We start from the raw sequence: 24,183 nt of genomic DNA on the forward strand, positions 1-24,183 counted from the left end.
TGAATGCCTTCCTGTAGGGTGTTTCACGCGTGCTGTTTTTATCCATGCCGAGGAAAGATCAATTCCATAACGACAAGGATAGGTAATCAAAGGCTTTTCATGATATAATATGGGACAGTCCTTGGACTACCTAACTTCTAAACGAAAGAAGGTTTCTTTCTTGACCAAAACTAGAGACAGCAAACCGAACCCGAAGCCGGATTGGATCAAGATTAAGCTCACGACGGGCGATAATTATAAAGAGATCAAAAATATGATGCGCTCTAAAACTCTTCATACAGTATGTGAGGAAGCACGCTGCCCGAATATCTATGAATGTTGGGCAAATCGAACCGCAACCTTTATGATTCTGGGAGACATCTGTACACGGGCCTGCCGATTCTGTGCTGTGAATACAGGACTGCCGACAGAATTGGATATGCAGGAGCCGGAACGCGTGGCAGAGGCCGCGGAGCAGATGAACCTGCAGCACTGTGTTATTACAAGTGTTGCACGGGATGATCTGAAGGATGGCGGAGCGTACATATTCGCAGAAACCGTCAAAGCAGTCCGCAGACGTCTTCCCCTATGCAGTGTCGAAGTGCTGATCCCTGACTTTATGGGAAATACCGAAGCCCTCCAGATGGTGATGGATGTAAAGCCGGATATTTTAAACCACAATATTGAAACTGTGGAACGGCTTTCTGACCGGGTTCGTGCAAAGGCAAAATACGAGCGTTCCCTTGGTCTGCTGCGCAATGCGAAGGACATGCAGCCTAACATTCCTACCAAGTCCAGCATTATGCTGGGTGTGGGCGAGGAATGGGATGAGATTTTGAAGACGATGGATGATCTCCGTGCTGTCGACTGTGACATCATGACGATCGGACAGTATCTTCAGCCGTCTCCAAAGCATTTGAATGTTGAGAAATACTATACCCCTGAAGAATTCGCGAAGCTGAAGGAAGAGGGGCTGAGCCGCGGGTTCAGTCATGTGGAATCAGGTCCGCTTGTACGCAGTTCGTATCACGCGCATGAGCAGGTCCAGTCCGCTGAACGCCGGAAGGAAGAAATTGTACGGTCTTAGCCGGGAAAGGCAGGGGGAACTTGCTTGATCGTTATAGGCAATAAAAGCTATGAAGTTGTTGTAGATTACAAGAATGGCTGGAATATGGAAGTGTTTCGCGACCGTTATAGTGAGGTGCTGGAGCGATATGATTATATTGTCGGAGACTGGGGCTATAACCAGCTCCGGTTAAAAGGGTTCTACAAGGATAACCATCCCAAAGCCAGCAGAGACTCCAGTTTCTCTACGTTATCCGACTACATCAATGAGTACTGCAACTTTGGATGTGCCTATTTTGTTCTTTACAAGAGCAAGGAGATCAAGGATCCGAATGAACTCAAGGAGCTCAAAGAAGCGCAGGAGCTCCTCGAAGCCGCACAGGCTGCAAGTAAGGAAGAAGAGATGGCTCAGTCTGAGTCAGATGGAGAATCAGGCAGTGACACAGCAGAAGAAGAAATCAAACCTTCTGTTAAAAATCATCAGGGCAGCTATGACCGAAACTCCGCTGAACCCCGGAATAAACGGGATTCCAGGGAGAACCGGGAACCCAGGGAACATAAATCCGGGAAGCCTTCTAAATGGAAGGACTCCAAGTCCCGGGAGAACCGGGAGCGCCGGGAGTCCAGGCCGGCAGCCAAACAGCGCTCTCAGAATGATGGAACCTAATCATAAAAACAGCAGCCGCGAATCCGCGGCTGCTGTTTTTTTTGGCATTTAATCAAGTATTGTCTATTACCCAAGAAAAGCATCACGTACCCGATTCCAGAACGGAAATGGACGATAACGTGCAAAGCTGACCTGCTGTTCGGCAACCTGGCAGCGGACGGAGATCAGATCATCAATTGCAATATTATTGTGATCGACCGTCAGGAGAAGGCGCTGGTCCTTCCGCGAGAAAATATCGCAGTGATGATGCTTTGGCAGAAGCAGAGGCGAACCGAGTGTACGGAAAATCCGGTTATTAATGGAAGCAATCTCAGCGATTTGAAGGGCATCAATGGAGGGATGCACCATAGCGCCGCCTACGCTTTTATTATAGGCTGTACTGCCGGATGGTGTAGATATGCAGATCCCATCTCCCCGGAACATTTCAAAGGTAACATCATTAATATCAATTTGGGCAACAACGGTACCGTCGACACCTTTAAGTGTAAATTCGTTTAAGGCAATATAAGAGGCCGAACCGGATTTTTTATGAATCTCGAGCTGAACGAGAGGGTACTTCACGATACGGGGTTTCATAGCTTTGGGATCACCTTCGCCGCACATCATATCGACCAGCTTCGGAATTTCATCTGCTTTCCAGTCGGCATAAAATCCGAGATGGCCCGTATGAACCCCAACAAAGGCCAAATCGGGAATACGGTCGATGAAGGTATGAAATGCATGAAGCATTGTACCATCCCCGCCTATGGAAACTACGATCTCCGGTGATTCCGCATCCAGTTTGAAGCCCCGCTGTTCCGCCAGCTTATGAAATTGTTGACTTAATTCGACGGACAATGGATCGCCGCGGTCCAGAACATAGTATCTCAAGTCGATAAGCTCCTTTTGTAAGATTATATAACGATGATAATCAATAATGGGACAGAACACAATGTTTCACCTTGTGAATTCACGGAATTTGCGCCCTATGAGAAAGACGGCTTCGATCAGAACCATCACGCCCAGGGCCATTCCGGCCGAAATACAAAACAGGGTCATGATATGGGTATAACCGTCCAGCATACCGTAAGAAACAGCCGGAAGCATGAAAGCCGCGCCTGACCTAGCCATCAACGGCTCCCAAATCACTAGTACAACCACTGCTGCGAGGATCCCATGAACAAAGCGGGCCGCCATAAAAGGCAGATAACGCAGGTTGGTCGAGTGCAGTATGCTGGCGACCTGCGCATGTACGGAAAGTCCGCCCCAGGACAGAATAAATGCAGCAGACGCTGCTTTGTAGAGCAGCGGTATCGTTTCTCCCGCGCCACCGGCATATTTTGCTCCAAGGGTGACTTCGAAAAAACCGCCCATCAGTGCAGAAGACAGCTGTTCGGGAATTCCGAAAAGATGGAGCAGGAGGCCTAATGTCTGATTTAACAAGGAGAGCACACCGGCTTGGGTCCACAATTCCAGAAATACGGAAAAGAATACAACAAGCCCTCCAACGACAATAATAAGCTGGAGAGAGGATTGGATCGCCTGAGTCAAGAGTATGCCAAATGGCCTGCCGTGCTCCACTCTGGCCTGATGCATGGCATGAAGTGCAGTTTTGAGCCGGTTTCCTTGCAGTAGTACAGGGCTGTTAGGGAGGGAAGCTGGAGCCTTGGCGCCATGAAAACGCATGAGCAGGCCGATCACAAGGCCGCTGCCATAATGAGCCAGTGCCAATACAAGACCGACACGGGGATTATGAAAAAAACCGACGGATACGGCACTGATCAGAAATATAGGATCAGACGATGTCGTAAAGGCGACCAGCCGTTCTCCTTCTTCACGGGTGATCATTTTTTGCTCCCACAGCTTGGCCGTAAGCTTGGCACCCACAGGATAGCCTGAAACATACCCCATTGCCGCTGCAAATCCTCCGCTGCCGGGAATGCGGAATAAGGGTTTCATAAACGGATCCAGCAGTGTGCCGACTAGATGGACTACTCCGAAACCAAGCAGTACTTCAGATATGACAAAGAAGGGGAATAATGAAGGGAAAAGTACGTCCCACCAAATGGACAGGCCGCGAACAGCGGCTGTCAGAGCAGGCTCTGGATATATTCCCATGAGGACTACGAGGGACATCATCATGAAAACCATTAAAGATAAATACAGCTTCTTCATGTGGATTGGGTTCGCCTCCTGAAAAGGACAGAATTGCTCCGTAATTCTTCTTGGCATTCTGCTCCACTGTATGCGGCGAATAGGACAAACAGTACAAAAAGTCCTAGAAAGCGGTTACAAAAGTACTTTATTTTCACGAACATTGTGCTATAATAAAAAACATCAAAGCACATCTTTGTAATATGGAACGGGATGGAGTGATGATCATGAGTATTGTGACGGGTTTGCTGGTATGTGCCTTCGTTTATGTTATACGTGCATCTCTCGTTCGTCAGGGAGAAGAGGACTGGAGAAGTTACTGATAGGGGTAAGGGTGCTAAACTCAGGTTTAGCACCCTTTTTTGTACCTGCTGCGGATTTTTTTACAACAGCACTCCACGAAACGCTCGTGTGATAGACCTTTTGTCCTGGTCTGATATAATGGAGAGACGCAAGTGTAATCATTCATCACAGATAGGAGATGACACCAGATGAATCCCAGTCTCAGCATTTATGATCAGCTTGGAGGCGCGGAAGGTATTCGTGCATTAGTTGAGGCTTTTTACCCTAGAGTTCAGCAAAATGATGTCCTGGCTCCGTTATTTCCAGAAAATATCGAGCCGGTCATGGAGAAGCAATATATGTTTTTGAGCCAGTTCTTTGGAGGACCGGCCTTATTCTCGGAAGCCTATGGACACCCAATGATGCGGGCCAGGCACATGAAGTTTACCATTACTGACCTTCATGCAGATGCTTGGCTTGGCTGTATGGCTGAAGCACTGACCGATATCAGAGTCGATGAACCGCTTAGAACTTTTGTCCTGGATCGATTAACGGGACCTGCCCGGCACTTTGTTAACAGCTATTAACGTCAACCGCATAGGGGATAAGAAAAGTCATGAGTATGACCATGGAACCGCTGTATAAGATCAATGTAACCTGCATCAACTGCGAACACAGCTTTGAAACTTCACGTGTTCGCCCCAGCTTTAAAAAGGCGATTCTCAGCGATACCGATTTCTGCGGGTATTATAAGAATGAGAATCCTGATTATTATGTGGTCCGTGTCTGCCCCGAATGCGGCTTCGCCTCCACTGAAAATTCAGCCGCGAGCTTGACCGAAGTCCAGAAATCGGCGTTCGTTAAACAAATCGGAAACCGGTGGATTGAACGTGACTTTGGCGGCCAGCGCAGTCTTGAAGATGCTTTGGAAACCTATAAACTCGCGCTCTTATGTGCTCAGTCAACCGGCGAGAAGGACCGCATTCTCGCAAGTTTGCTTCATCATATTGCCTGGCTCTACCGTTATCAGGGTAATCAGGAACAGGAACAGCGTTTCCTCACTTATAGTCTGGATGCTTATGTTCGCTGCTATGAGCTGGAGGGCACCACAGGCAGTGATGCACGTCTGCTGTACCTGATCGGCGAGATAAACCGCCGTGTCGGCCGGTATTCGGAGGCGGTTCAGTGGTTTTCCAGAGTTGTACAGGATAAAAAGATTATGGACTCCGCGATGATTCGGGCCTCAAGAGAGCAGTGGGCGCTTCTCAGGGAACAGATGGAAGCTGAGAAGCTGTCCACGTCTTCGGACGGTCATGCTGCTCCTTAGAACCAATCACAGGGCTGTTATCGAAGCTTCTGGTCTGTCAGGATATAATCCGCATCGCTGTCCAGCACAGTGACTCGGTTATGGCAGCAAGGGAAAACGAGCAGCTTTTTTTTTCCTTCTCTTACACTGACCAGCTCTTTGGGTTTCATAGGGAGCAGCACATTGTCACAGCCGCAGAACGGACAGCTTTGTACGTAAACGTCTCCCGAAACCACATCATAGGGCCAGGCCTTGGCAAAAGGAATCATGATTCCTTCTCCGGTGACTTGCCGGCGCTGTTCTCAGGGGAAGCTGTTTCCTCGGAATTGGAGAGTTCTGCAATTTTTTGCATTAATATATGCTGAGGCATGTGCATCAGGTTTTCTAAGGGTACATTCAGTTTTTTAGATAATATTAGCGCCGTTTCCGGTGATATTTGTAATGGTCTCATATGAGCCTTCCTTTCTATGTGTAAAATATAAGTGTAAAAGATTCTTTTACATAGTTATACACTGTTCTGTCCAAAGTCACAAATGAAAATAACGCCCAAATTTCTGATACGAAAAGAGGTTTTAAACAATGAATACACCACTTCGACAAACGTGGGACCTGGAAACGATATTCCCCGGAGGCTCTTCCTCGCCAGCATTTCAGGAATTTCTTAGCCAGCTGGAACAGGAGATTGTTCAGCTGTCTGACATGGTGAACTCGGTTAAGCTCCCTCAGAACCTGGAAGAAACGGCACAGCTGGAACATATTCTCGTCAAGCTGGAGCAGTGTTATGCCAAAGGCAGTGAAGCCCGTGCATTTATAAGCTGTCTGACGGCACAGAATCAAAAAGATACAAAAGCTAATCAGCTGTCCGGTAGAATTACAGGTATTCTCGCCCGTTTCCAAAGTGTTTCGGTACAGTTTAATACTCTGCTGCGTGGGATGGATGATGCTGTCTGGGAATCCTGGATTTCGAGCGAGACAGTGGCACCGCTTGCCTTTACGCTGAATGAAAGCCGCAATCTCGCCAAGGAGAAGATGAGTCCCGAACTGGAAGGTCTGGCTCTGTCCCTCTCCATCGACGGGTATCACGGATGGGGTGATTTTTACAACACCATTGTCAGCAAGATCCATATTCCATTTGAAGAAAACGGTGAGACCCGGATGCTGTCTGCAGGGCAGGCTGCCAACAAGCTCAGCCATCCTGACAAGGATGTCCGCAAAGAGATGTTCCACAAATGGGAGGAGGCCTGGACCTCTTCGGAAGACTATTGTGCAGATACATTAAACCATCTGTCCGGTTTCCGACTCAAGCTGTACGAAGGCCGCGGCTGGGATCAAGTGCTGAAAGAGCCGCTGGCCGTTAACCGGATGCGCCAGGAGACGCTGGATGCCATGTGGTCTGTCGTTCAGGATACGAAGCCTGTGCTAGTTGAGTTTTTGAACCGCAAGGCAAAGCTGCTCGGCCTGGAGCAGCTCTCGTGGGAAGATGTGGATGCCCCGCTGCAGAAGTCCGAAGCGAAAATCAGCTATGATGATGCAGCTAAAACCATCGTGAATCAATTCCGGACATTCAGTCCCAAGATGGCTGACTTCGCCCAGATGGCTTTTGATAAGAACTGGATCGAAGCTGAGGATCGTGCGGGTAAACGTCCTGGCGGCTTCTGCACATCTCTGAAATACAGCAACCAGACGCGAATCTTCATGACCTATAGTGGTACAGCATCCAATGTATCGACTCTGGCCCATGAGCTGGGCCATGCTTATCACCAATATCTGATGCGGGAGCTTCCGGTTCTGAATCAGAGTTATGCGATGAATGTTGCGGAAACGGCATCGACCTTTGCTGAAATGATCGTCTCTGATGCGCTCGTAAAAGGTGCTCAAAATGAGGAGGAGCGCCTGGCCCTGCTGGAAGAAAAGATCAATCGAAGTGTGGCTTTCTTTATGAATATCCATGCACGGTTTCTGTTTGAGACACGCTTTTATGAGCAGCGCAAGCAGGGGATATTAACCGCCGGCGAGATCAGCGAGCTGATGGAGAATGCACAAAAAGAAGCGTACCTGGATTCCCTGACAGAGTATCATCCGCATTTCTGGGCATCCAAGCTGCATTTCTATATAACCGGAGTGCCGTTTTATAATTTCCCATATACCTTTGGCTATATGTTCAGCACAGGCTTGTATGTCATGGCCCTGAATGAGGGGGCATCCTTTGCTGCTAAATATGAGGCGCTGCTTCAGGATACTGGCATTTTAACGGTCGAAGATTTGGCGCAGAAACATCTTGGAGTGGATCTGACCCAGCCTGATTTCTGGCAAAAGGCTGCCGAGTTCTGTGCAGATGATATCGGGCAGTTTTTGGAGATGACGGATCATTTGGTTTAAAAATAACAGATTCATAACGACTAGAGTGAATGAAGTCCTTTTACGTAGAGGGCTTCTTTTATTGTCGCAAAAAGATGAAAGTTGACGAAATTAGGCATATATTGATTTGTTTTGATATGCAAATTTAGGGATTAATACCCAATTATGTTGTAATATGTTGATGTAAGCGGCTTCTTGTCCTATAATGAGTCACAAGCCCTATATAGGGTTAGGATTTGAAAGGGGAGGGGGGTTGAAATGATTAAATTAGAGCAGCTTTCATTGGCACGTCAGCTGGATCTGGTATTTAAGGAGCTGGAGGAAGAACTGTCAGGCCTGAATTCCGGCACGGTATTTGTGCAAATACGCAATAACGTCATCGGGAAATTTGGTATCCGCCATAATCCGTTGGCAGGGCGCAACGGGATGATAGCGCCAGCAGAGGATGGATTGACAAAAGTACAGCAGACTTCATTTCGCAGTATGGCACTGGAAAGCCTCAAGCATAAACGCCGCTGGACCCATGGTGAAATCAGTTATGAGTTTGCAGTCAGGCAGGGAACGATCCTGGTTGATGCTGTATTGGAATCCAATTACAACATGGCTAATATGATGATCCGTTATACCCGATCGGCTGTTTCCGATGCAGCTTCCGAATCCTGATCTCATTTTTTTTTGTACATACCGAAAGAGGCGATCTTTGGGGAGAAGACCGCCTCTTTCTTTTGATCTGGAGGGAAGAGAATCAATTACAGGTTAGAACGACCCGATAATTGCTGCTCAGCCATTTGTACCAGACGTTTTGTAATATAGCCTCCCAAAGAACCTGTTTCGCGGGATGTGTACTGACCCATGTAACCGTCTTGTGGAATTGTAACGCCCAGTTCTTGTGCGGCTTCGTATTTCAGTTGTTGAAGCGCTGCATTAGCTTGTGGAACAACCAGGTTGTTCGAGCTTCTGCTGCGGCCTTGTTGTTGACCCATACCCATGTTTGTCACCTCCTTCGTCGTTGTATGAAGATATTATGGTTGAAAGAAGAGCATCTCATTCGCGAAGATCAGACTTCATTCCTGGTAATTTTCACCGTTATTCCTTGCAGCACAAAAAAAGGCTGTTTCAATGGGTCCGTGATCATTGAAACAGCCTCTACTATGAAATAACATGTGATGAATGCTCAGCCTGGATGCTGAATTTCCAACTGGGTCAGCAATTCAACGGATGATCCGGGAAGAAGTTGAATCAAACCGGTCTCTTCCTGTGGCAGGTTGAGGTTAGGCGCATTGGGAAGCCAGGTATAAGGTTCGATGCACAGAAATTCCTCAGCTGCACCTTTGGTGTATAAAACCCAATGTTTAAACAAGGCCTGATCCCCAGTATAGCGTATGGTGTAACCGTCATCCCGGGAGAGGACAGCTTCGGCTGGCTGATCTGCAGGAATTTTGAAAATAGTATCCAGATCAGAGCCTTGAAGATTAAATCCGGTATTCAGTGACTCAAGTTCCCGAAGAGAAACGCGTTCTCCTGTAGGGATAAGCTCTTCATTCAAGACATAAATCCCTTCGACAGGAAGCTGGAGATTCCATCTGTGCGGCTGTCCATCAAGTAGAAACCAAGTATGATATCCCATTCCAAAGGGGACGGGCCGGTTTCCGAGATTGCTGACTCTCAAACGCTGTTGAAGGGTGCTTCCCTTCAGGTTAAATACCATCTGGAGTTTTAAAGGTTCAGGAAACTGCTGTATCCACTTGGGATCATCTGCAGTTTGGAACTCGGTAGTTACGGAGCATCCTTCTTCATCTTCTTCAATATCGCTAACACACCATGCTTGTGTACGGTGCAGGCCGTGGATATGGTTATCATGAGCAGTATTCTGATCAAACTGATAGGTCATGCCGGCGTAATCAAAACGTCCCTTGGAGATTCTTCCTGGAGGTATAAGCATAGGCATGCCGAAGTGGTAAGGCTTTTGTAAATAAAATGCCAGCTCGCTTTCATCGGGTCTGCGCAAAACCTGCCGCTGTTCCTGCAGGTCATGAACCGCAATCACGTTGTTGCCGAGACGGGGCAGGAGGGTTACTTCTAATATGCCGCTGTTAAGAATGTAAGTATCATAACCATTCCACTGACCCTTAGTCACCTGATTCATATCGATGCTCCTTTACCACATTGTTTCTGAAGATAACTAAACCCATCATACCAGATTTATAAAGGACTCGTAAAAAAAATGCCTGTCATTTCAAAATTAACTGTCTGAGCGTCCATGTTTGGCCTTCACAATAAAGCCCCAGCCGATATTCAGCAGTGTGAGAACACCCAGCGCTGCAGCGATCCATATATTCTGGCTGATCATAATAGAAGCTGCACTAAGCAAAATGATGGAGGAGACAGCAAACCAGAGCGATAAGCCCTTTCCCATATTGTATGACCTCCCTGAAATTATTTTTTTTATTTATCGGTATAACAGTGAGAGAACGAGCCATAATAAGCTTGCAAGCTTGCACAGACACAGACATTGATTGAAGGGAGAATGAACAACATGGCACAAAGAGGATCCCGCAGTAATAATCTGGTTGTTCCACAAGCAAACGCAGCCCTGCAGCAGCTCAAAATGGAGGCGGCTCAAGAGCTGGGCGTAACCATCCCGCAAGACGGCTACATGGGTCACTACACTTCTCGTGAGAATGGCTCTTTGGGAGGATATATCACAAAACGTCTGGTACAAATGGCTGAACAATCTCTGTCCGGCTCTGGACGCAGCAGCCTGTAAGGATCATTTATACGAGCAGTTCCCTGGCCCGAAGCTATGCTTCGGGCTTTTTGCTGCCTATATGATAACCTCTCATTTCCTAGACAAATTGTGCCGTAATGCAGGCTTCCCGTCAAGGTAAAATGCTTGCTCGTAAAGTGTCACTGAATTGTCATACCACTTGAACCGAAAGCTCTTGTTTTATGGAGCCATAATCCGCCATCATATGATAAGCTTGATTACAAAGTGGAAGACCTAGTCTTAAAGGGGAGACCGTAACATGAATATCATGAAAAAGTACAAATGGTCGTGGCTGCTGATTGCCGTTTGTCTGATTGCAGCCGGATTTTTAGTTGCGAACGTGCTGGGGCTTGGGAAAAGCAAGCTGCCGGTCGTGGGACAAGTTGCCGATTTCAGGATGGAAAATGTAGATGGAAGCACGGTATCCAGAGATGATACAGCGGGGAAGGTAAGATTGATGTACTTCTACTTCACGAGCTGTCCGGACGTATGTCCGCCGACGACGATGGTGTTGTCACAAGTACAGAATGAGCTGAAGAAAGAAGAAGGCGTTTTCGGAGAAGAAGCGGCTATCGTCTCATTTTCCTTCGACCCTGAAACCGATACGCGTGAAAAAATCAAAGCATTCGGTGACAAGTTTTTTGCGGATTACAGTGGATGGTATTTCTTAAGAGGGGATCAGGAAGAAACCCGCCAGCTCATGCAGGGTTCGTTCAAAATCCCTCTGATTGGAAATAGTGCGGAGAACTATACGCATGGCAACCGGATCGCACTGGTCGACCGTGAAAACAATATTCGCAAAATGTATGATGCGAGTGATCCGAGCAATGTTGTGGTGGCGGATGTAGTAAAAGACATCCAAGGTTTGATCAAAGAATAAATGAACAAAGCGTCCGGTTCCGTATATATTAGGGAATCAGACGCTTTTTTTTATAATTCCGGAAGCAGCGGAGGGTAAATAATGAATTCCTCCAAACCAGCCTTTTCCAGCTGTGCAATCAGATATTCATCCGGCGTGCCTTCCACGCCTGCATATCCCCTGCGGGTATAAATATGGATGGCATCCGGAAAGGCATCTCGAAGAATGCCGCGGATTTTTTTGCCGGAGTTGTCGTTGTCCATAAACAAATATACTTCCTCATTCTTAACTTGTTTGCGCAGAGACTCCAGTTTAACGGAGTTCAGAGTGCCAAATGTGCACAGGATGCTGATGTCTGGTGTAAGCAAACGGCGAAGCCGGCTGCGATCATTTTTTCCTTCGACGATGATATACATGGAAATATAGGCACCTCCCGTCATATTCTGCTCTGAACCGTCACCATTCCCCGGGAAATGAGATCATTATGTATAGTTTAACTTTATCGGTGTATATCATGCAAAAAAGATGCCTTCATCCGCTTCTGCGGAATCAGGCACCCTTGGAGTGCAAAGTTTATATTAGTAAAAGCAGCTCAGTATGATAACCAGCAGGATATAAAGCACAAGGATCATGCCAACAGAGGTTCCGATTCCGCCAACTGCAGGATAACAAGGCTTATGAACATGACTCATATTGAAATTCACTCCTTCGGGGATGTGATTATTGCTCGGTGGTCATCTGCCACACTGTATCCTATGTCAGAATACCCAAATGGATTGTGTAACCGCCTAGAAGGTTCATATTGGGCCAACTGGACAGCCTGTTACAAATGTGCTCTGGCTGACAAATCGATCGGGCTGTTGATTTTTCTGAAGGGCAGCAGGATTAAGGCGATCATCAATAAAATAAATCCTGCAAAGTAAGGGGAGATATCACTCCGCAGCTGCCCGGCAGCTACGGGTCCCGCAAAGGAACCAATAGACATGGCAATGGATTGATAGGAGAACACCCTGCCAAATGATGCACCTCCGCTCAATTCGATAAACAATGAAGACAAAGCGGGGAACAGAAGTCCTTTTGCCATGCCGATCACGAACAGGATTCCAATCAGCGGAACCTGTTTTGCCGCAGCAAGAGCGTAAAAACATAAGGCCAGGACAAGAATGGAGGCCGCTGTTCTTTTGCCAGGTGAATAATGGTTCAGAAACAGCATGCTCAGCGTGATTAAAGCACCAAGACTTATGGAGGAAAACAAAATGCCGGTGGATAAAATGCTGGCATGACCGCCAGACCGGAGCGAAATCTCAAAGAACAGCATACCCTGACAGCATGCGATGGCAAACGGAACGATATACAAACGCAGGCTAAATGGAAGCTTTCCGGCAGGAGCTGAGGCTTCTTCTTTAGTGTTATTAGGAAGCCTTGATGTTTTAGGGACGGTAAGATAAGCGATCAACCCGGTGAGAATGAGAAGCCATCCCAGACTTTGAAAAGTGCCCGAGAACCCGCTTTTTGCTACGATGAAGGCACCCGCTGCGGGAGACAGTACGGAGGCTAACGTATGTACGACACCATGGCCTGACATATACTTCCCCTGCGTCACCGGATCTTTAGACAAGGAAGCCAATAGCGCAAGGCAGGCGGGAGAAAGAAAAGCAAGCACAAAACCACTCATGGACCGCAGCAGCATCAGCTGCCAGGGCATCTCGACATGAGCCTGGAACAAGAGAATGAGACCAGCTGCACTTAAGCTGAAAATAATATAGCGCCGGCTGCCATGCTTATCGATCATACTTCCGGCAATGAGGTTGCCCGGCATATGAGTCAAGGCATAAATCCCCATCATCCATCCTATAAAAGCGGGAGCAGCACCGAGGGAGAGAGCAAAGGGGGTCAGGACCGGATGCTGTGCATGCAGATCAAAATAGGCCAGAAATAGGAACATATAAAGCCATAAAGCAGTTTTCACAAAAAGCACCTCCTACCAGCAAGAAGACAGGTTATGTACTACTTGTACGTAGGAAGGGACGTGCTTATACCTCCTGATTTTTAACCCATGATGTCTGGCTGACAGCAGAGCAGGAAATCATGTATAATTAAATATGAGTGGCTGAAGGTATGAATACCTAGTTGTGCCGATAGGAGTGAGATGGTTGGATACTCAAGTATGGTTAGAATTTCTGAAGCAAAATTGGCTGGTTATAGCCATTGGCCTGATTGTTTTGCTGATCGTGGTCAATCTGGTCAAGACCGTGGTCAAATGGCTGCTTGTGGTTCTCATTGTAGGGGGACTTCTCATTTACAGCGGTATTTCACTGGACCAAATCAATGATGTAGTGAGTACGGTGAAGAATGAAACGGTGGATACGGTCAAATCTGAAGTGATGAATTTAATGATGAAGGAAGCGCAGGACGCTAAATATACATCAAACGGGGACGGAACCTACACGGTCAAGGCTCCCAATCTGGAACTTAACGGGAGCAGCGGATCCGGGGAAGTGAAAGTAACATTCCGGGGGGTTCCGGTAGGGACTTGGGATATTAATGATACGATTCAGAGTTATATCGGACAGGCCAGGACCAATTCGACAACAGGCAGCTGAGTGGCTGGATAGACAGGAGGGATGACATGTTGGCGATGTGGAGTGACAGTCTGCGCGAAGGCAACGTGGTAACCATATTGCTGCTGCTCATCGCGGTCCTGTCCCTTATTCAGGGCTGGAACCGGGGAGCATCCCGCTCTGCGGGCAGGCTGGCTTTTTTTCTGGGTGACACGCTGCTGCGTCTGATCGGCCTCGCTATTTCTGTGCTGTTTACCTTGTCGGTTTCTCCGAAAGCAGCAGGCTGGCTGGAAGTATTGGGACAGCGGATGCCTGGCCGGGAGCTGAATTTCTGGGAACAGATCTGGTATACGGCCATTCATTCCATGGCGAGCTTCCCGCTGCTGCGCTTTGCTGTGATATTTATGATCTGTTACGGTATCATCATATCGCTGCTGCGTCTGCTGGCGGCATTGACGATTGGCAGCAGGGGCGGCGGAGCTTCAGGCAGCCGTGAACGGCCTGCCTCAGTGACTAGTCGTCTCACCGGAGCTTTAATCGGGGTACTGCTGGGGACTGCACGAGGAATTCTTGTGATTGCCGTCTTGTTTATTTGTGTAAGCTTGAATCCTAGCAGTGACTTCAGCCGATATGTAGAGGCATCTCCGGTTTACCGGCAAGGAGCGCAAGTGGTGATTGAACCTCTGTCCGGGACGTTCGTGAAAGAAAAGCTGCCTGTGTTTACACAGTCCGTTCAGCAAGAACTGAACGGAATCATGCAGAAGAAATATGAGGTCATCGACCATGCGATTCCGCAAGGTATTCAGGAAACTGCTGCACATGTGGTTAAGGACGCAGCTACGGACGAGCAGAAAGCCCGCCTTCTCTATGATTGGGTAGGGACGCGTATATCGTATGATTATGACAAAGTAAAGCTGTATGAGGAGCAGCGGATCTGGAAAGAGCAGACGCCGCAGGACACGTATGATACAAGGTGGGGTGTGTGCATCGATTACGCACGTTTGTATGCCATGATGGCACGCTCCCAGGATCTTGAAGTTCGGGTGGTCACGGGCCAAGGCTACAACGGCCAGGGAGGATATGGACCTCATGCGTGGAATGAGGTTTATCTGTCAGAACAGGACCAGTGGGTGCCGCTGGATCCGACCTGGGCGCAGAGCGGAGACTGGTTCAATCCGCCTCGCTTTGCAGAAACGCATATTAAAGAAGAAGTGTTTTGAAGAACAGGCCGCTCAAAGATACGCTTGAGCGGCCTGTTCTATGATCTGCTGCGACTTGCAGGCTATGGAGATGAACCGTGCAGATGGTTATGATAAGATATGGGTACGTGAACGTGAACAAAAGGAGAGAAATGAAGTGAAGTTTTTCAAGCGGGACAAGCGGAAAGAGGAAGAGGTCGACGCCGGGCACCAGTTCAATATGCGGATTAATGTGTTCTTTTTCAGTACATTTCTTATATTCAGTATTATAATTGTACGGTTAGCCATTTTGCAGTTTGTGGAAGGTCCGGAATTAACCGAGCAGGAAACTGGCGGCCGGACCAAAAACTTTCCGCTTGCGCCGATTCGTGGCAGTATTCTGGATGCTGCAGGTACACCGATTGCTTACTCCAAGCCATCCAATGCACTCTATGTAACGCTTCTTAAAAATTATAACAAGGATTCAGAGATCGGAGCGAAGAATCGTCCTGAGATTGAAGCGTTTGCCGAAAAAGTGGTAAAGGCTTTTAAAGAGCATGGAGATCAGGATCCTGAGAAGGCCATGACCATGGAAGAGGTCATTTCGGCACTTGATCTGGAATCCAATAAACAGCATGGATATGAGCCTCGCCGGATCAAGGGGGACCTGACGGATAAAGAGGTTGCGTTTTTTATTGAGAACAAACACCAGTTTCCAGGGATCGAAATTGTGGAGGAGAATGTCCGCTATTACGACAAGGATACGGTGGCTGTACAGACCGTAGGTTACTTGAGGGAATTTAAAGGGCAGAAGAGTTTGACTAAATACGGTGCTATTGACAAGAAGAATGGTAACCGGGAGCCGGGGTTAAGGTATACGGAAACCGAGCAGGTCGGTGTGGATGGGCTGGAGATGATGTTTCAGGATGCCCTGCGCGGTAAAAGCGGATATATGAGCATTCCAATTAATCCGCAGAACATGATTGACGGGGTGCCGGCACTGGTTGCGCCTGAGAAGGGCCACAATGTGTACAGTACGATTCATAAAGAGATTCAGATGCGAACAGAACAGGCCATCGTGGAACAGCTGGAATGGCTGCGCACAACCCCATTCTCGGGTCAGACGCATCCGAATGCTACAACAGGTTATGCTGTGGCCATGGAGGTAGACACAGGCAATGTCGTTGCCATGGCAAGCATCCCGGATTACGACCCGAATGTATGGAAGGATGGAACGGATGAATGGGACAAAGTGCTTCCCTTCTATGGCAACGGCACCATCTCGCCATACAGCAGCGGTCGTTCCAAAAACGGACTGGATTCGATTCCCATGCTGGGTTCGACCATTAAACCGTTAAGTGTTTTGATCGGGCTGAATGAAGGTCTGTTTGGCGTTAATGATTATTATTATGACCAGGGATTTGCCCAAATCGGAAATGACACGCGCTCCAAAGTTCGTAACTCGGGCAGCAAGGCGCTGGGATCCATCAATGCGGCTAAAGCGATAGAAAAATCGTCGAATGCCTTCATGATTGATATGGTGGGCGAAAAGCTGTTTGCGAAATACGGCGCCAAAGGGATCGATGTATGGGATAAATATATGAAGGATTTCGGCCTGGGTGTATCGACCCAGTCAGGACTTCCAAAGGAATTTCTTGGCAAGATCGATTATCGTTCGGAGAATGCAGGAAGTCCGATAGCCGCGCTTGCATTTGCGTCCTTTGGACAGTCGGGCGGTTACTCGACACTTCAATTGGCGCAGTATACGTCAATGCTGGCAAACCGGGGAGAAAGAATCAAGCCGCAGCTGGCCAGCAAGATCGAAACCCAAGATGGAAGAATTGTACGAACGTTTAAACGTGAAGTGATCAGCAAAGTAGAGCTTCAGGACCGGCATTGGGATGAAGTCATACGTGGAATGAATACGCAGGGGCTTCCTGCCTTTGAAGGCTTCGGATATGATTTTGCCCGGAAGACGGGGACGTCCCAGATGACCATTTACGAAAAGGGCGAACCTATCTTCACAGATAATGGTGTATTTATTGCGTTTGCACCGCGGGAGAATCCGAAGCTGGCAGTAGCTGTCATTATTCCGGAAGGGGGCTTCGGTTCTTACAGTGCGTCACCTGTTGCCCGTAAAATCTTCGATGCATACGATGAGGTGTATGGTCTGGACGGCACGCCGCATCCTAAAGAAGAAGAAGTTCCAGAAGGTGAAGAAGCCGATGAAGGGACAGAAGCGGCCGGGAGCGATACCGGAACGACAGCTCCATAACTTAAATGACTTGATAAACAGGCGGAGAAATCCGCCTGTTTTTTTATGTAATATAAGGAACTTGCAGGATGGAAATTATGGTAAAATGTGAAAGTGTATAAAAAAGGGAGGGCCGTAACGTGTGAGAAGATTTACATTTATGAAACAGAAGCCGGAGGAAGAAGGCAGCGACCGCCAATTTAACGTACGGATCAATATATTCTTTTTCACCACATTTCTTATATTTAGTATCATTATCGTACGATTAGCTATTTTGCAGTTTGTAGAAGGTCCGGAATTAACGGAGCAGGAAGCGGGCGGCCGAACCAAAAACTTTCCTATGGCGCCCATTCGAGGAAGTATCCTGGACGCTGCGGGTATACCACTCGCCTACTCTAAACCATCTCATGCCATGTATGTAACGCTGCTGATTCAGGATCGGTCTGAGATTGAGGCGTTTGCCAATAAAGTTGTACAAGCATTTAACAAGTATGGAGATCAAGATCCTGAGAATGCCCTGACAGTAGAAGATGTGATGGAAAAGCTTGATCTGGAGTTCAATAAACAACACGGATACGAGCCCCGCTGGATCAAAGGGAACCTGACAGATCAAGAAATTGCTTATTTTATTGAGAACAAGTCCCAGTATCCGGGGATTGAAATTGTAGAGGAAAACGTCCGTTATTATGACAAAGATACGGTGGCTGTTCAGACTGTAGGTTACTTGAGGGAATTTAGAGGACAGAAGAGCTTGGAGAAATACGGTGCCATTGACAAGAAGAACAATGACCGGGAACCAGGTTTGACATATTCGGAAAGTGAGCAGGTCGGTGTGGATGGACTGGAGATGATGTTTCAGGATGCTCTCCGCGGCAAAAGCGGATATATGAGCATTCCCATTAATCCACAGAACATGATTGACGGCGTGCCGGCATTGATTGCGCCGGAGAAGGGCCACAATGTGTACAGTACGATTCACAAAGAGATTCAGATGCGAACAGAACAGGCCATTGTAGAGCAGCTGCAGTGGCTGCGCACGACTCCATTCTCGGGAAAATTGCATGAGGAAGCTACTACAGGCTATGCCGTGGCGATGGAGGTAGACACAGGGTATGTTGTTGCCATGGCAAGTATCCCGGATTATGACCCGAATGTATGGAAGGATGGAACGGATGAATGGGACAAAGTGCTTCCCTTCTATGGCAACGGCACCATCTCGCCATACAACAGCGGTCGTTCCAAAAACGGGCTGGACTCGATTCCATGGCTGGGCTCAACCATAAAACCGTTAAGTGTTCTGATTGGTCTGAATGAAGGTCTGTTTGGAGCTAATGATTATTACAATGACCAAGGTTTTGCCCAAATTGGGAATGACACACTCTCCAAAGTTCGGAACTCTGGCAGCAAGGCGCTGGGATCCATTAATGCGGGCAAGGCGATAGAAAAATCGTCCAATGCTTTTATGATCGATATGGTAGGCGAAAAGTTCTATGCAAAATATGGTGCTAAAGGAATTGAGAAATGGGGAAAATACATGAAAGATTTTGGTCTGGGCGTGTCAACGGAGTCCGGGCTTCCTCAAGAGTTCCTGGGCAAGATCGATTATCGGAATGTGGAGGCCGCTGGAAGCCCGATGGCTGCTTTGTCATTTGCATCTTTTGGTCAGTCACACGGCTATACTACACTGCAGCTGGCGCAGTACACGGCGATGCTCGCAAACCGTGGAGAAAGAATCAAGCCGCAGCTGGCCAGTAAAATCGAAACCCAGGATGGAACTGTAGTTAAAACATTTAAGCGTGAAGTGATCAATAAAGTGGAATTTCAAGATCGATATTGGGATGAAATCATTCGAGGAATGAACACGCAGGGACTTCAGGCCTTTGAAGACTTCGGGTATGACTTCGCCCGGAAGACGGGGACCTCGCAAATGACCATTTATGAAAAAGGCAAAAAAATTGATGCGGATAACGGTGTATTCATCGCCTTTGCACCTCGTGAAAATCCGAAGCTCGCGGTGGCCGTGATCATACCGGAAGGCGGATTTGGTGCTTACAGTGCCGCGCCGGTGGCCCGTAAAATGTTCGATGCATACGATGAGGTATATGGGTTAGACGGCACCCCGCACCCTAAAAAAGAAGAGGCTCCAGAAGGCGAAGAGGGTGTGGATGGTACAGAATCGGGGGAACAGTAACGGAACGACAGCTCCTTGACTGCAGTGTCCCAACAGCAGTGCCATAACTAATGTTCACGCAACCCGGCGCTGTCCCATGACGTTAGTTTTTTACGGTACAAAGAAGTGGCGATAGGGTGCTAACCTTGAATCGCCGCTTCTTTGCTTGCCCAAAGCTGCTTTCGCTTGGGGCGCACGCACCGGGCAACCAGCAACGTAAACGGCTTTGGGCGGAATTTTTCATTTGTGGTAGAATGGCGTTATATTAATGAAGAGAGCAAACAACGAAGGGGGCTTACCCATGAGTAAGAAATACCAGCTGCTCGCCCTAGACATGGACGGCACCCTGCTGACAGACGAGCACGAGATCTCGCCGGAAACCGTCAAATGGATTCAAGAAGCGGTTCGCCAGGGCGTTCACGTCTGCCTGTCCACAGGCAGAGGATTTCAAAGCGCGTATCCATATGCAAAGCAGCTGGAGCTGTCGACGCCAATGGTTACTGTTAACGGGAGTGAGGTGTGGCGTGCGCCATATGATCTGTACCGGCGTTCACTGATGGACGTGAGCCTGGTGCGTCAAATGCATCAGCTGGCGGTTGAAACCGGATCCTGGTACTGGGCGTATACGGTAGAGCGAATATACAACCGGGACAGCTGGACCGATGCGGTTGAAAAGAATATCGAGCAGGAGGAGTGGCTGAAGTTTGGCTATTATACCGAAGACGATGAGATCCGGCATCATATTTTGATGACGCTTCAGAATATGGGAGGCCTGGAAATTACCAATTCATCGCCGCATAATCTTGAGATCAATCCACAGGGAGTGAACAAGGCCGAAGGCATCAAGCAGGTATGCGGCCTGCTGGGACTGGAGATGTCTCAGGTTGTGGCCTGCGGCGACAGCCTGAATGACCTGGCCGTCATCCAGCAGGCTGGTCTGGGCGTTGCCATGGGTAATGCCCAGCAGACGGTCAAGGATGAAGCCGACATTGTCGTTGCCGGAAATAACGAGGACGGAATCGCCGAGGTTATTCGGGAACATATACTTTGACAGGAGTGGGTAGCAGGTGGATGTATTAGGCTGGATCATTATTATTGCCTTATTCATTATTGGTATGGCCGGAGCTGTGTATCCGATCCTGCCCGGAGTTGTCGCCATTTATCTGGCGCTGTTTGTATACGGCTGGTTCTTTACCTTTGAGCATTACACCATGTGGTTCTGGATCATCCAGACCTTGATTTTGATCGTTCTGTTCATTGCGGATTATGCCGTGAATGCTTGGGGCGTCAAAAAACTGGGCGGCTCCAAAGCTTCGATCTGGGGAAGTACGATCGGTCTGATCATTGGTCCATTTGCTATTCCTGCGTTCGGTCTGATCATCGGTCCGTTTCTTGGTGCCATGATTGGAGAAATGATATCCGGATCGGCGCCCGGAAAAGCGGTGAAGGTGGGCTTGGGCTCTGTACTCGGCCTCTTTAGCACGATTGTTGTCAAAGTGGTTTTACAGCTGGCGATGATTATTATATTCCTGATATGGGTTTTTTAAAGAAAGAAGGGTAAGGATTTGGCAAAGAAAGATACGTTCATCAAAGGCACGATTATCCTGGCCGCGGCCGCTCTGGTCGCACGGGTACTGGGACTTGCTCAGCGAATTCCGCTGGAGCATCTCTTGAATGATGTGGGACAATCCGCATTTACGATCGCAAATAATGTTTACCTTATTCTTCTGGCACTTGCGACTGCCGGAGTTCCGAGCACACTCAGCAAAATGGTCTCGGAACGATATGCTATGAACCGGCCCGCAGAAGCGAAGCGTGTGTATCAGGCAGCGCTTTATTTCTCAGCAGGAGCAGGAATTATCATCACGATGCTGCTGTACTTTTCGGCCCCATATTATGCCACACATATTGCTAAGCTGCCCGAAGCAGCACCTGCCATCCAGGCACTGGCACCGGCGCTGCTGCTGTTTCCGACGATCGCAATTATGCGAGGGTATTTCCAGGGCAGAAACTTTATGACACCGGGCGGTGTTTCACAGATTGTGGAACAGATCGCCCGGGTCGTTACCGGGATCGGCCTAGCTTACATACTGATCCGCATTGGTTACGATGATCAATGGGCAGCAGCGGGTGCTACCTTTGGCGGAGTGCTTGGCAGTATTGCTGCATTCTGTGTCATGCTGGCATTTGGCCTAAAGCTGCGGCGCCAGGATAAGGTGCAGAACGAGCTGGGTGCAGATACATCCATTCCGCTGGGCGGGATCTATAAGGCGATCTTTACCCTGTCGATCCCGATTGTGCTGTCATCTGTGACCGTACCGTCGGTTAACTTTCTCGACACCTCACTCGTCAAGCCTCTGCTTAACGGGGTGATTGGACCGAATCAGGCGACGGCTGCACTGGCTGTACTCGGCACACGTGCACAGAGTATTGCTGGTATTCCGCCTATTCTGGCGGTGGCACTGGCACAGTCGCTGATCCCGATTATTTCGGCTGCATATGCCCGTAAGGATCAAGAGCATCTGCAGAGTCAGGTCACGTTAGCGCTGCGGGTTTCCATTTTGTCAGGAATGCCTGTGGTGCTGGTTCTGGCCGCAGCCTCCTATTCCTTGAACGGACTACTGTTCAGTTCCCTGGGCGGCAGCGGAATTATTATGATGCTTACGCTGACGACGATTTTCCAGATCACGATGGTGACCTCAGGCTCCATACTGCTGGGAACCGGCAAAGCCAAAATAACGATGCTGCACGTGCTTGTAGGCCTGATTGTCAAATTAGTGTTCAGCATCCTGCTCGCTCCATTACTCGGCATCTACGGGATCATTACAGCGACCGCGCTTTGTTTCTTGATCATTACATTCCTGAATGTAAGGACGATCAAGGGCATTGTTCCATTCTCCATCCTGGGAACACGCTGGATCAGCTTTGGAGTGACGGTGCTTGCCGGTTTTGCGGCTGGCTACGGAACCAATACTCTGGGCATCCAGCTGGTTCAAGTGATGCCGGACCGTCTCGCTTTTCTGATCACCTGCTGTTTCGTTGGTCTGATCGTCGGTGTGGTCTACCTCCTGCTGCTTGTGGTCCTGGGCGTACTGCGGAAGTCGGAGCTGGCTGGTTATCCGCGAGTACTGCAAAAGGTCTTCCGTCCGCTGATGCGTCTTCAGCCGTCTGTTTTCCGCGAACATGACGTGAATAAATAAGCTCATAGGTGAAACCTCTCTGCTGTTATGAGCAGGGAGGTTTTTTGCTATCTAAATGACCTGGCGGCATCATGCACTGCTGAAGTTCTTTCCAGTGAAAAGCGGTGGGCATGCGTCATATCGATCCATAAAGGAAGTGCCGGTTTGCTGACATGGCGCAGCATATCGGGCTTTTGAAACCAGTCATATCTGGGGATCGGCTCATATTCTGTATCATACCAGACCTGTTCCAGCCGCGGACTGTACAGCCGCTCTCCCTCCGGCAGCCACTCGGATTGGAGCAGCACACTGCTCTCATCCGGAGCATTTATGGCTTGTTCCTGCACATGTGTAAAGAGATCAGGCCAATATTCGTCCCGAGATCCTTGATGGGGGGTACATCTGGCAAAGTGCAGTGCACCCTGAAACACAGACTCATAGCCAAACAGCATGGCATAAAGCGTCTTACCTGTCTTGATTCTTGCCGAAGGATCCGCAAAATGCTGTATGGTCAGACCGGTCAGCGGGCGAAGCGGCAATATCGACTGCTTGTACAGATCATGACGGCAGTTGCTCTCACCCAGAGGAAATAAAATCTGATTCAATCGGGTCCATTCATGAAGCTTTACATAACGGTGATTTAATACATGTTCCCGAAAAAAAGGATGACGAATCACCCTGTCTTCAATATAGTTTTGTTCGTTAATAATCAGGGCGACACTAAGCAATGAGCTGCTGCGATCAATCCAGAACCGATCCCAAAACGGAATCATGAATTCCGAGATTTGGAAATGCTGCAGCAGGTGAAAGCAGCTTCGTTCCAGTGCTCTGCTGTGCTTATAGAGAAGCAGCTGCGGGTAGGCATCCTGAAAAATAAGGGCATTGCACCGTTCCAGAAAACGATACATATTCATCTTGAACCGGGTATCGGTCAGGTCGGACATCAGACCGCCCTTCAGGTCAGTCATGTTCCAGCCGGCATTTCGGGAAACCAGGTGCGCAAGTAAAGCCCAATGTAATTCAGGGAATTCTTCATAGATCTCCAAATAGGCTTTTGTCCGAGTAATATTGCTGCGGTTGGCCTCCGCAGAGGTTTCCCGGATTCGCTGAATAAGCAGGTGGTCAGCAGAGGTGAGATTCTGCGATGCTTTCGACGGCCAGCCAGTCCGTCCTGCTCGCTCTCTGCGGCACCCCTCGGCGGTTTTGTCAAGAATACATAGGATGCTTCTTGTCGTCCCTTCATTCCAGAGTATAGGCTTTTTCACCCGCCGCAGTTCGCTGGAATTGTGCCAGGAAGCCGCAAGGCCTAAGGCAGCCTCCGACGCTGCCCGTGGTAATGAAGTCAGTGTGGACCATAAGGAACGTCCGGCTGCATGTCTGCGGGGCTGTCCCATGAACCGCTACCTTCTTTCATTTTTTATAAGT

Annotated in this window: 25 protein-coding genes; 15 read left to right on the forward strand and 10 right to left on the reverse strand. The window is 48.6% G+C overall.

All coding sequences use genetic code 11. The features are described 5' to 3' along the window. Window positions 1-160 precede the first annotated feature (160 nt). Window positions 161-1,066 (forward strand): lipoyl synthase, encoded by a 906-nt coding sequence (lipA, locus tag HII30_RS07410; RefSeq protein WP_169504383.1) that lies wholly within the window; start codon window positions 161-163, stop codon window positions 1,064-1,066. A 24-nt stretch (window positions 1,067-1,090) separates the two neighbouring features. Further along, entirely contained in the window at window positions 1,091-1,711 is a 621-nt protein-coding gene (locus tag HII30_RS07415; RefSeq protein ID WP_169504384.1) for a YutD family protein, read from the forward strand. 66 nt (window positions 1,712-1,777) lie between these two features. Here HII30_RS07415 and HII30_RS07420 read toward each other — a convergent pair whose 3' ends face one another. Both HII30_RS07420 and ylbJ read right to left on the reverse strand, forming a co-directional pair. Next, window positions 1,778-2,581: an NAD kinase gene (locus HII30_RS07420; RefSeq protein WP_169504385.1), complete on the reverse strand. Its 804-nt coding sequence runs from the start codon at window positions 2,579-2,581 to the stop codon at window positions 1,778-1,780. A 66-nt stretch (window positions 2,582-2,647) separates the two neighbouring features. Then, window positions 2,648-3,865 (reverse strand): sporulation integral membrane protein YlbJ, encoded by a 1,218-nt coding sequence (gene ylbJ / locus HII30_RS07425; protein ID WP_211184477.1) that lies wholly within the window; start codon window positions 3,863-3,865, stop codon window positions 2,648-2,650. A gap of 470 nt (window positions 3,866-4,335) precedes the next feature. On the opposite strand from ylbJ, the gene HII30_RS07430 reads away from it, so the two are divergent. Both HII30_RS07430 and HII30_RS07435 read left to right on the forward strand, forming a co-directional pair. Then, window positions 4,336-4,713 (forward strand): globin domain-containing protein, encoded by a 378-nt coding sequence (locus HII30_RS07430; RefSeq protein WP_169504386.1) that lies wholly within the window; start codon window positions 4,336-4,338, stop codon window positions 4,711-4,713. Window positions 4,714-4,748: 35 nt separating this feature from the next. Next, a complete protein-coding gene (locus HII30_RS07435) occupies window positions 4,749-5,453 on the forward strand; it encodes a DUF2225 domain-containing protein (protein ID WP_169504578.1) in 705 nt (234 codons plus the stop codon). Between the two features lie 17 nt (window positions 5,454-5,470). Here HII30_RS07435 and HII30_RS07440 read toward each other — a convergent pair whose 3' ends face one another. Together HII30_RS07440 and HII30_RS07445 are read right to left on the reverse strand one after the other, a co-directional pair. Then, window positions 5,471-5,701 (reverse strand): hypothetical protein, encoded by a 231-nt coding sequence (locus tag HII30_RS07440; RefSeq protein ID WP_169504387.1) that lies wholly within the window; start codon window positions 5,699-5,701, stop codon window positions 5,471-5,473. After that, a complete protein-coding gene (locus HII30_RS07445) occupies window positions 5,698-5,883 on the reverse strand; it encodes a YycC family protein (protein ID WP_169504388.1) in 186 nt (61 codons plus the stop codon). The genes HII30_RS07440 and HII30_RS07445 overlap by 4 nt, the downstream gene beginning before the upstream one ends. A gap of 128 nt (window positions 5,884-6,011) precedes the next feature. Here HII30_RS07445 and HII30_RS07450 point away from each other — a divergent pair, with 128 nt between their 5' ends. Then, window positions 6,012-7,811 (forward strand): M3 family oligoendopeptidase, encoded by a 1,800-nt coding sequence (locus tag HII30_RS07450; RefSeq protein WP_169504389.1) that lies wholly within the window; start codon window positions 6,012-6,014, stop codon window positions 7,809-7,811. A 237-nt stretch (window positions 7,812-8,048) separates the two neighbouring features. Continuing rightward, window positions 8,049-8,453 (forward strand): O-methyltransferase, encoded by a 405-nt coding sequence (locus tag HII30_RS07455; protein ID WP_169504390.1) that lies wholly within the window; start codon window positions 8,049-8,051, stop codon window positions 8,451-8,453. 86 nt (window positions 8,454-8,539) lie between these two features. Here the strand turns inward: HII30_RS07455 and HII30_RS07460 are convergent, their stop codons facing one another. The 3 genes from HII30_RS07460 to HII30_RS07470 form a co-directional block, all read right to left on the reverse strand. Further along, window positions 8,540-8,779, reverse strand: a complete 240-nt coding sequence (locus HII30_RS07460) for an alpha/beta-type small acid-soluble spore protein (RefSeq protein ID WP_281363447.1) — start codon at window positions 8,777-8,779, stop codon at window positions 8,540-8,542. A 185-nt stretch (window positions 8,780-8,964) separates the two neighbouring features. Beyond that, window positions 8,965-9,936: an aldose 1-epimerase gene (locus tag HII30_RS07465; protein ID WP_169504391.1), complete on the reverse strand. Its 972-nt coding sequence runs from the start codon at window positions 9,934-9,936 to the stop codon at window positions 8,965-8,967. Between the two features lie 96 nt (window positions 9,937-10,032). Beyond that, the gene (locus HII30_RS07470) at window positions 10,033-10,206 is read right to left on the reverse strand and encodes a hypothetical protein (protein WP_169504392.1); all 174 of its coding nucleotides are present in this window, start codon (window positions 10,204-10,206) and stop codon (window positions 10,033-10,035) included. Between the two features lie 120 nt (window positions 10,207-10,326). Here HII30_RS07470 and HII30_RS07475 point away from each other — a divergent pair, with 120 nt between their 5' ends. Beyond that, window positions 10,327-10,557 carry an alpha/beta-type small acid-soluble spore protein gene (locus HII30_RS07475; RefSeq protein ID WP_169504393.1) on the forward strand — a complete coding sequence of 77 codons (231 nt, stop codon included), beginning with the start codon at window positions 10,327-10,329 and terminating at the stop codon, window positions 10,555-10,557. A 259-nt stretch (window positions 10,558-10,816) separates the two neighbouring features. Further along, window positions 10,817-11,437 carry an SCO family protein gene (locus HII30_RS07480; protein ID WP_169504394.1) on the forward strand — a complete coding sequence of 207 codons (621 nt, stop codon included), beginning with the start codon at window positions 10,817-10,819 and terminating at the stop codon, window positions 11,435-11,437. A gap of 50 nt (window positions 11,438-11,487) precedes the next feature. Here the strand turns inward: HII30_RS07480 and HII30_RS07485 are convergent, their stop codons facing one another. Further along, window positions 11,488-11,832, reverse strand: a complete 345-nt coding sequence (locus HII30_RS07485) for a toprim domain-containing protein (protein ID WP_246246184.1) — start codon at window positions 11,830-11,832, stop codon at window positions 11,488-11,490. 407 nt (window positions 11,833-12,239) lie between these two features. Then, window positions 12,240-13,385 (reverse strand): MFS transporter, encoded by a 1,146-nt coding sequence (locus tag HII30_RS07490; protein WP_169504395.1) that lies wholly within the window; start codon window positions 13,383-13,385, stop codon window positions 12,240-12,242. 184 nt (window positions 13,386-13,569) lie between these two features. Here HII30_RS07490 and HII30_RS07495 point away from each other — a divergent pair, with 184 nt between their 5' ends. The 7 genes from HII30_RS07495 to HII30_RS07525 all read left to right on the forward strand — a co-directional run bounded on the left by HII30_RS07495 (window position 13,570) and on the right by HII30_RS07525 (window position 22,779). After that, on the forward strand, window positions 13,570-14,019 hold the full coding sequence (locus HII30_RS07495; protein ID WP_169504396.1) for a hypothetical protein: 450 nt from the start codon (window positions 13,570-13,572) through the stop codon (window positions 14,017-14,019). Window positions 14,020-14,045: 26 nt separating this feature from the next. Then, window positions 14,046-15,197 (forward strand): transglutaminase domain-containing protein, encoded by a 1,152-nt coding sequence (locus HII30_RS07500; protein ID WP_169504397.1) that lies wholly within the window; start codon window positions 14,046-14,048, stop codon window positions 15,195-15,197. A 136-nt stretch (window positions 15,198-15,333) separates the two neighbouring features. Further along, the gene (locus tag HII30_RS07505; RefSeq protein WP_169504581.1) at window positions 15,334-17,430 is read left to right on the forward strand and encodes a penicillin-binding transpeptidase domain-containing protein; all 2,097 of its coding nucleotides are present in this window, start codon (window positions 15,334-15,336) and stop codon (window positions 17,428-17,430) included. Between the two features lie 121 nt (window positions 17,431-17,551). Continuing rightward, the gene (locus HII30_RS07510) at window positions 17,552-19,600 is read left to right on the forward strand and encodes a peptidoglycan D,D-transpeptidase FtsI family protein (protein WP_425495979.1); all 2,049 of its coding nucleotides are present in this window, start codon (window positions 17,552-17,554) and stop codon (window positions 19,598-19,600) included. A 280-nt stretch (window positions 19,601-19,880) separates the two neighbouring features. Next, window positions 19,881-20,630: a Cof-type HAD-IIB family hydrolase gene (locus tag HII30_RS07515; protein ID WP_169504398.1), complete on the forward strand. Its 750-nt coding sequence runs from the start codon at window positions 19,881-19,883 to the stop codon at window positions 20,628-20,630. Window positions 20,631-20,646: 16 nt separating this feature from the next. Continuing rightward, on the forward strand, window positions 20,647-21,126 hold the full coding sequence (locus tag HII30_RS07520; protein ID WP_169504399.1) for a DUF456 family protein: 480 nt from the start codon (window positions 20,647-20,649) through the stop codon (window positions 21,124-21,126). A gap of 18 nt (window positions 21,127-21,144) precedes the next feature. Continuing rightward, the gene (locus HII30_RS07525) at window positions 21,145-22,779 is read left to right on the forward strand and encodes a putative polysaccharide biosynthesis protein (RefSeq protein ID WP_169504400.1); all 1,635 of its coding nucleotides are present in this window, start codon (window positions 21,145-21,147) and stop codon (window positions 22,777-22,779) included. A 47-nt stretch (window positions 22,780-22,826) separates the two neighbouring features. On the opposite strand, the gene HII30_RS07530 is transcribed toward HII30_RS07525, so the two are convergent. Beyond that, window positions 22,827-24,152 carry a DUF2515 family protein gene (locus HII30_RS07530; RefSeq protein WP_169504401.1) on the reverse strand — a complete coding sequence of 442 codons (1,326 nt, stop codon included), beginning with the start codon at window positions 24,150-24,152 and terminating at the stop codon, window positions 22,827-22,829. Between the last annotated feature and the right edge of the window lie 31 nt (window positions 24,153-24,183).

Source organism: Paenibacillus lemnae (assembly GCF_012933385.1).
In the GTDB taxonomy this organism is placed as follows: Bacteria; Bacillota; Bacilli; order Paenibacillales; family Paenibacillaceae; genus Paenibacillus_AQ; species Paenibacillus_AQ lemnae.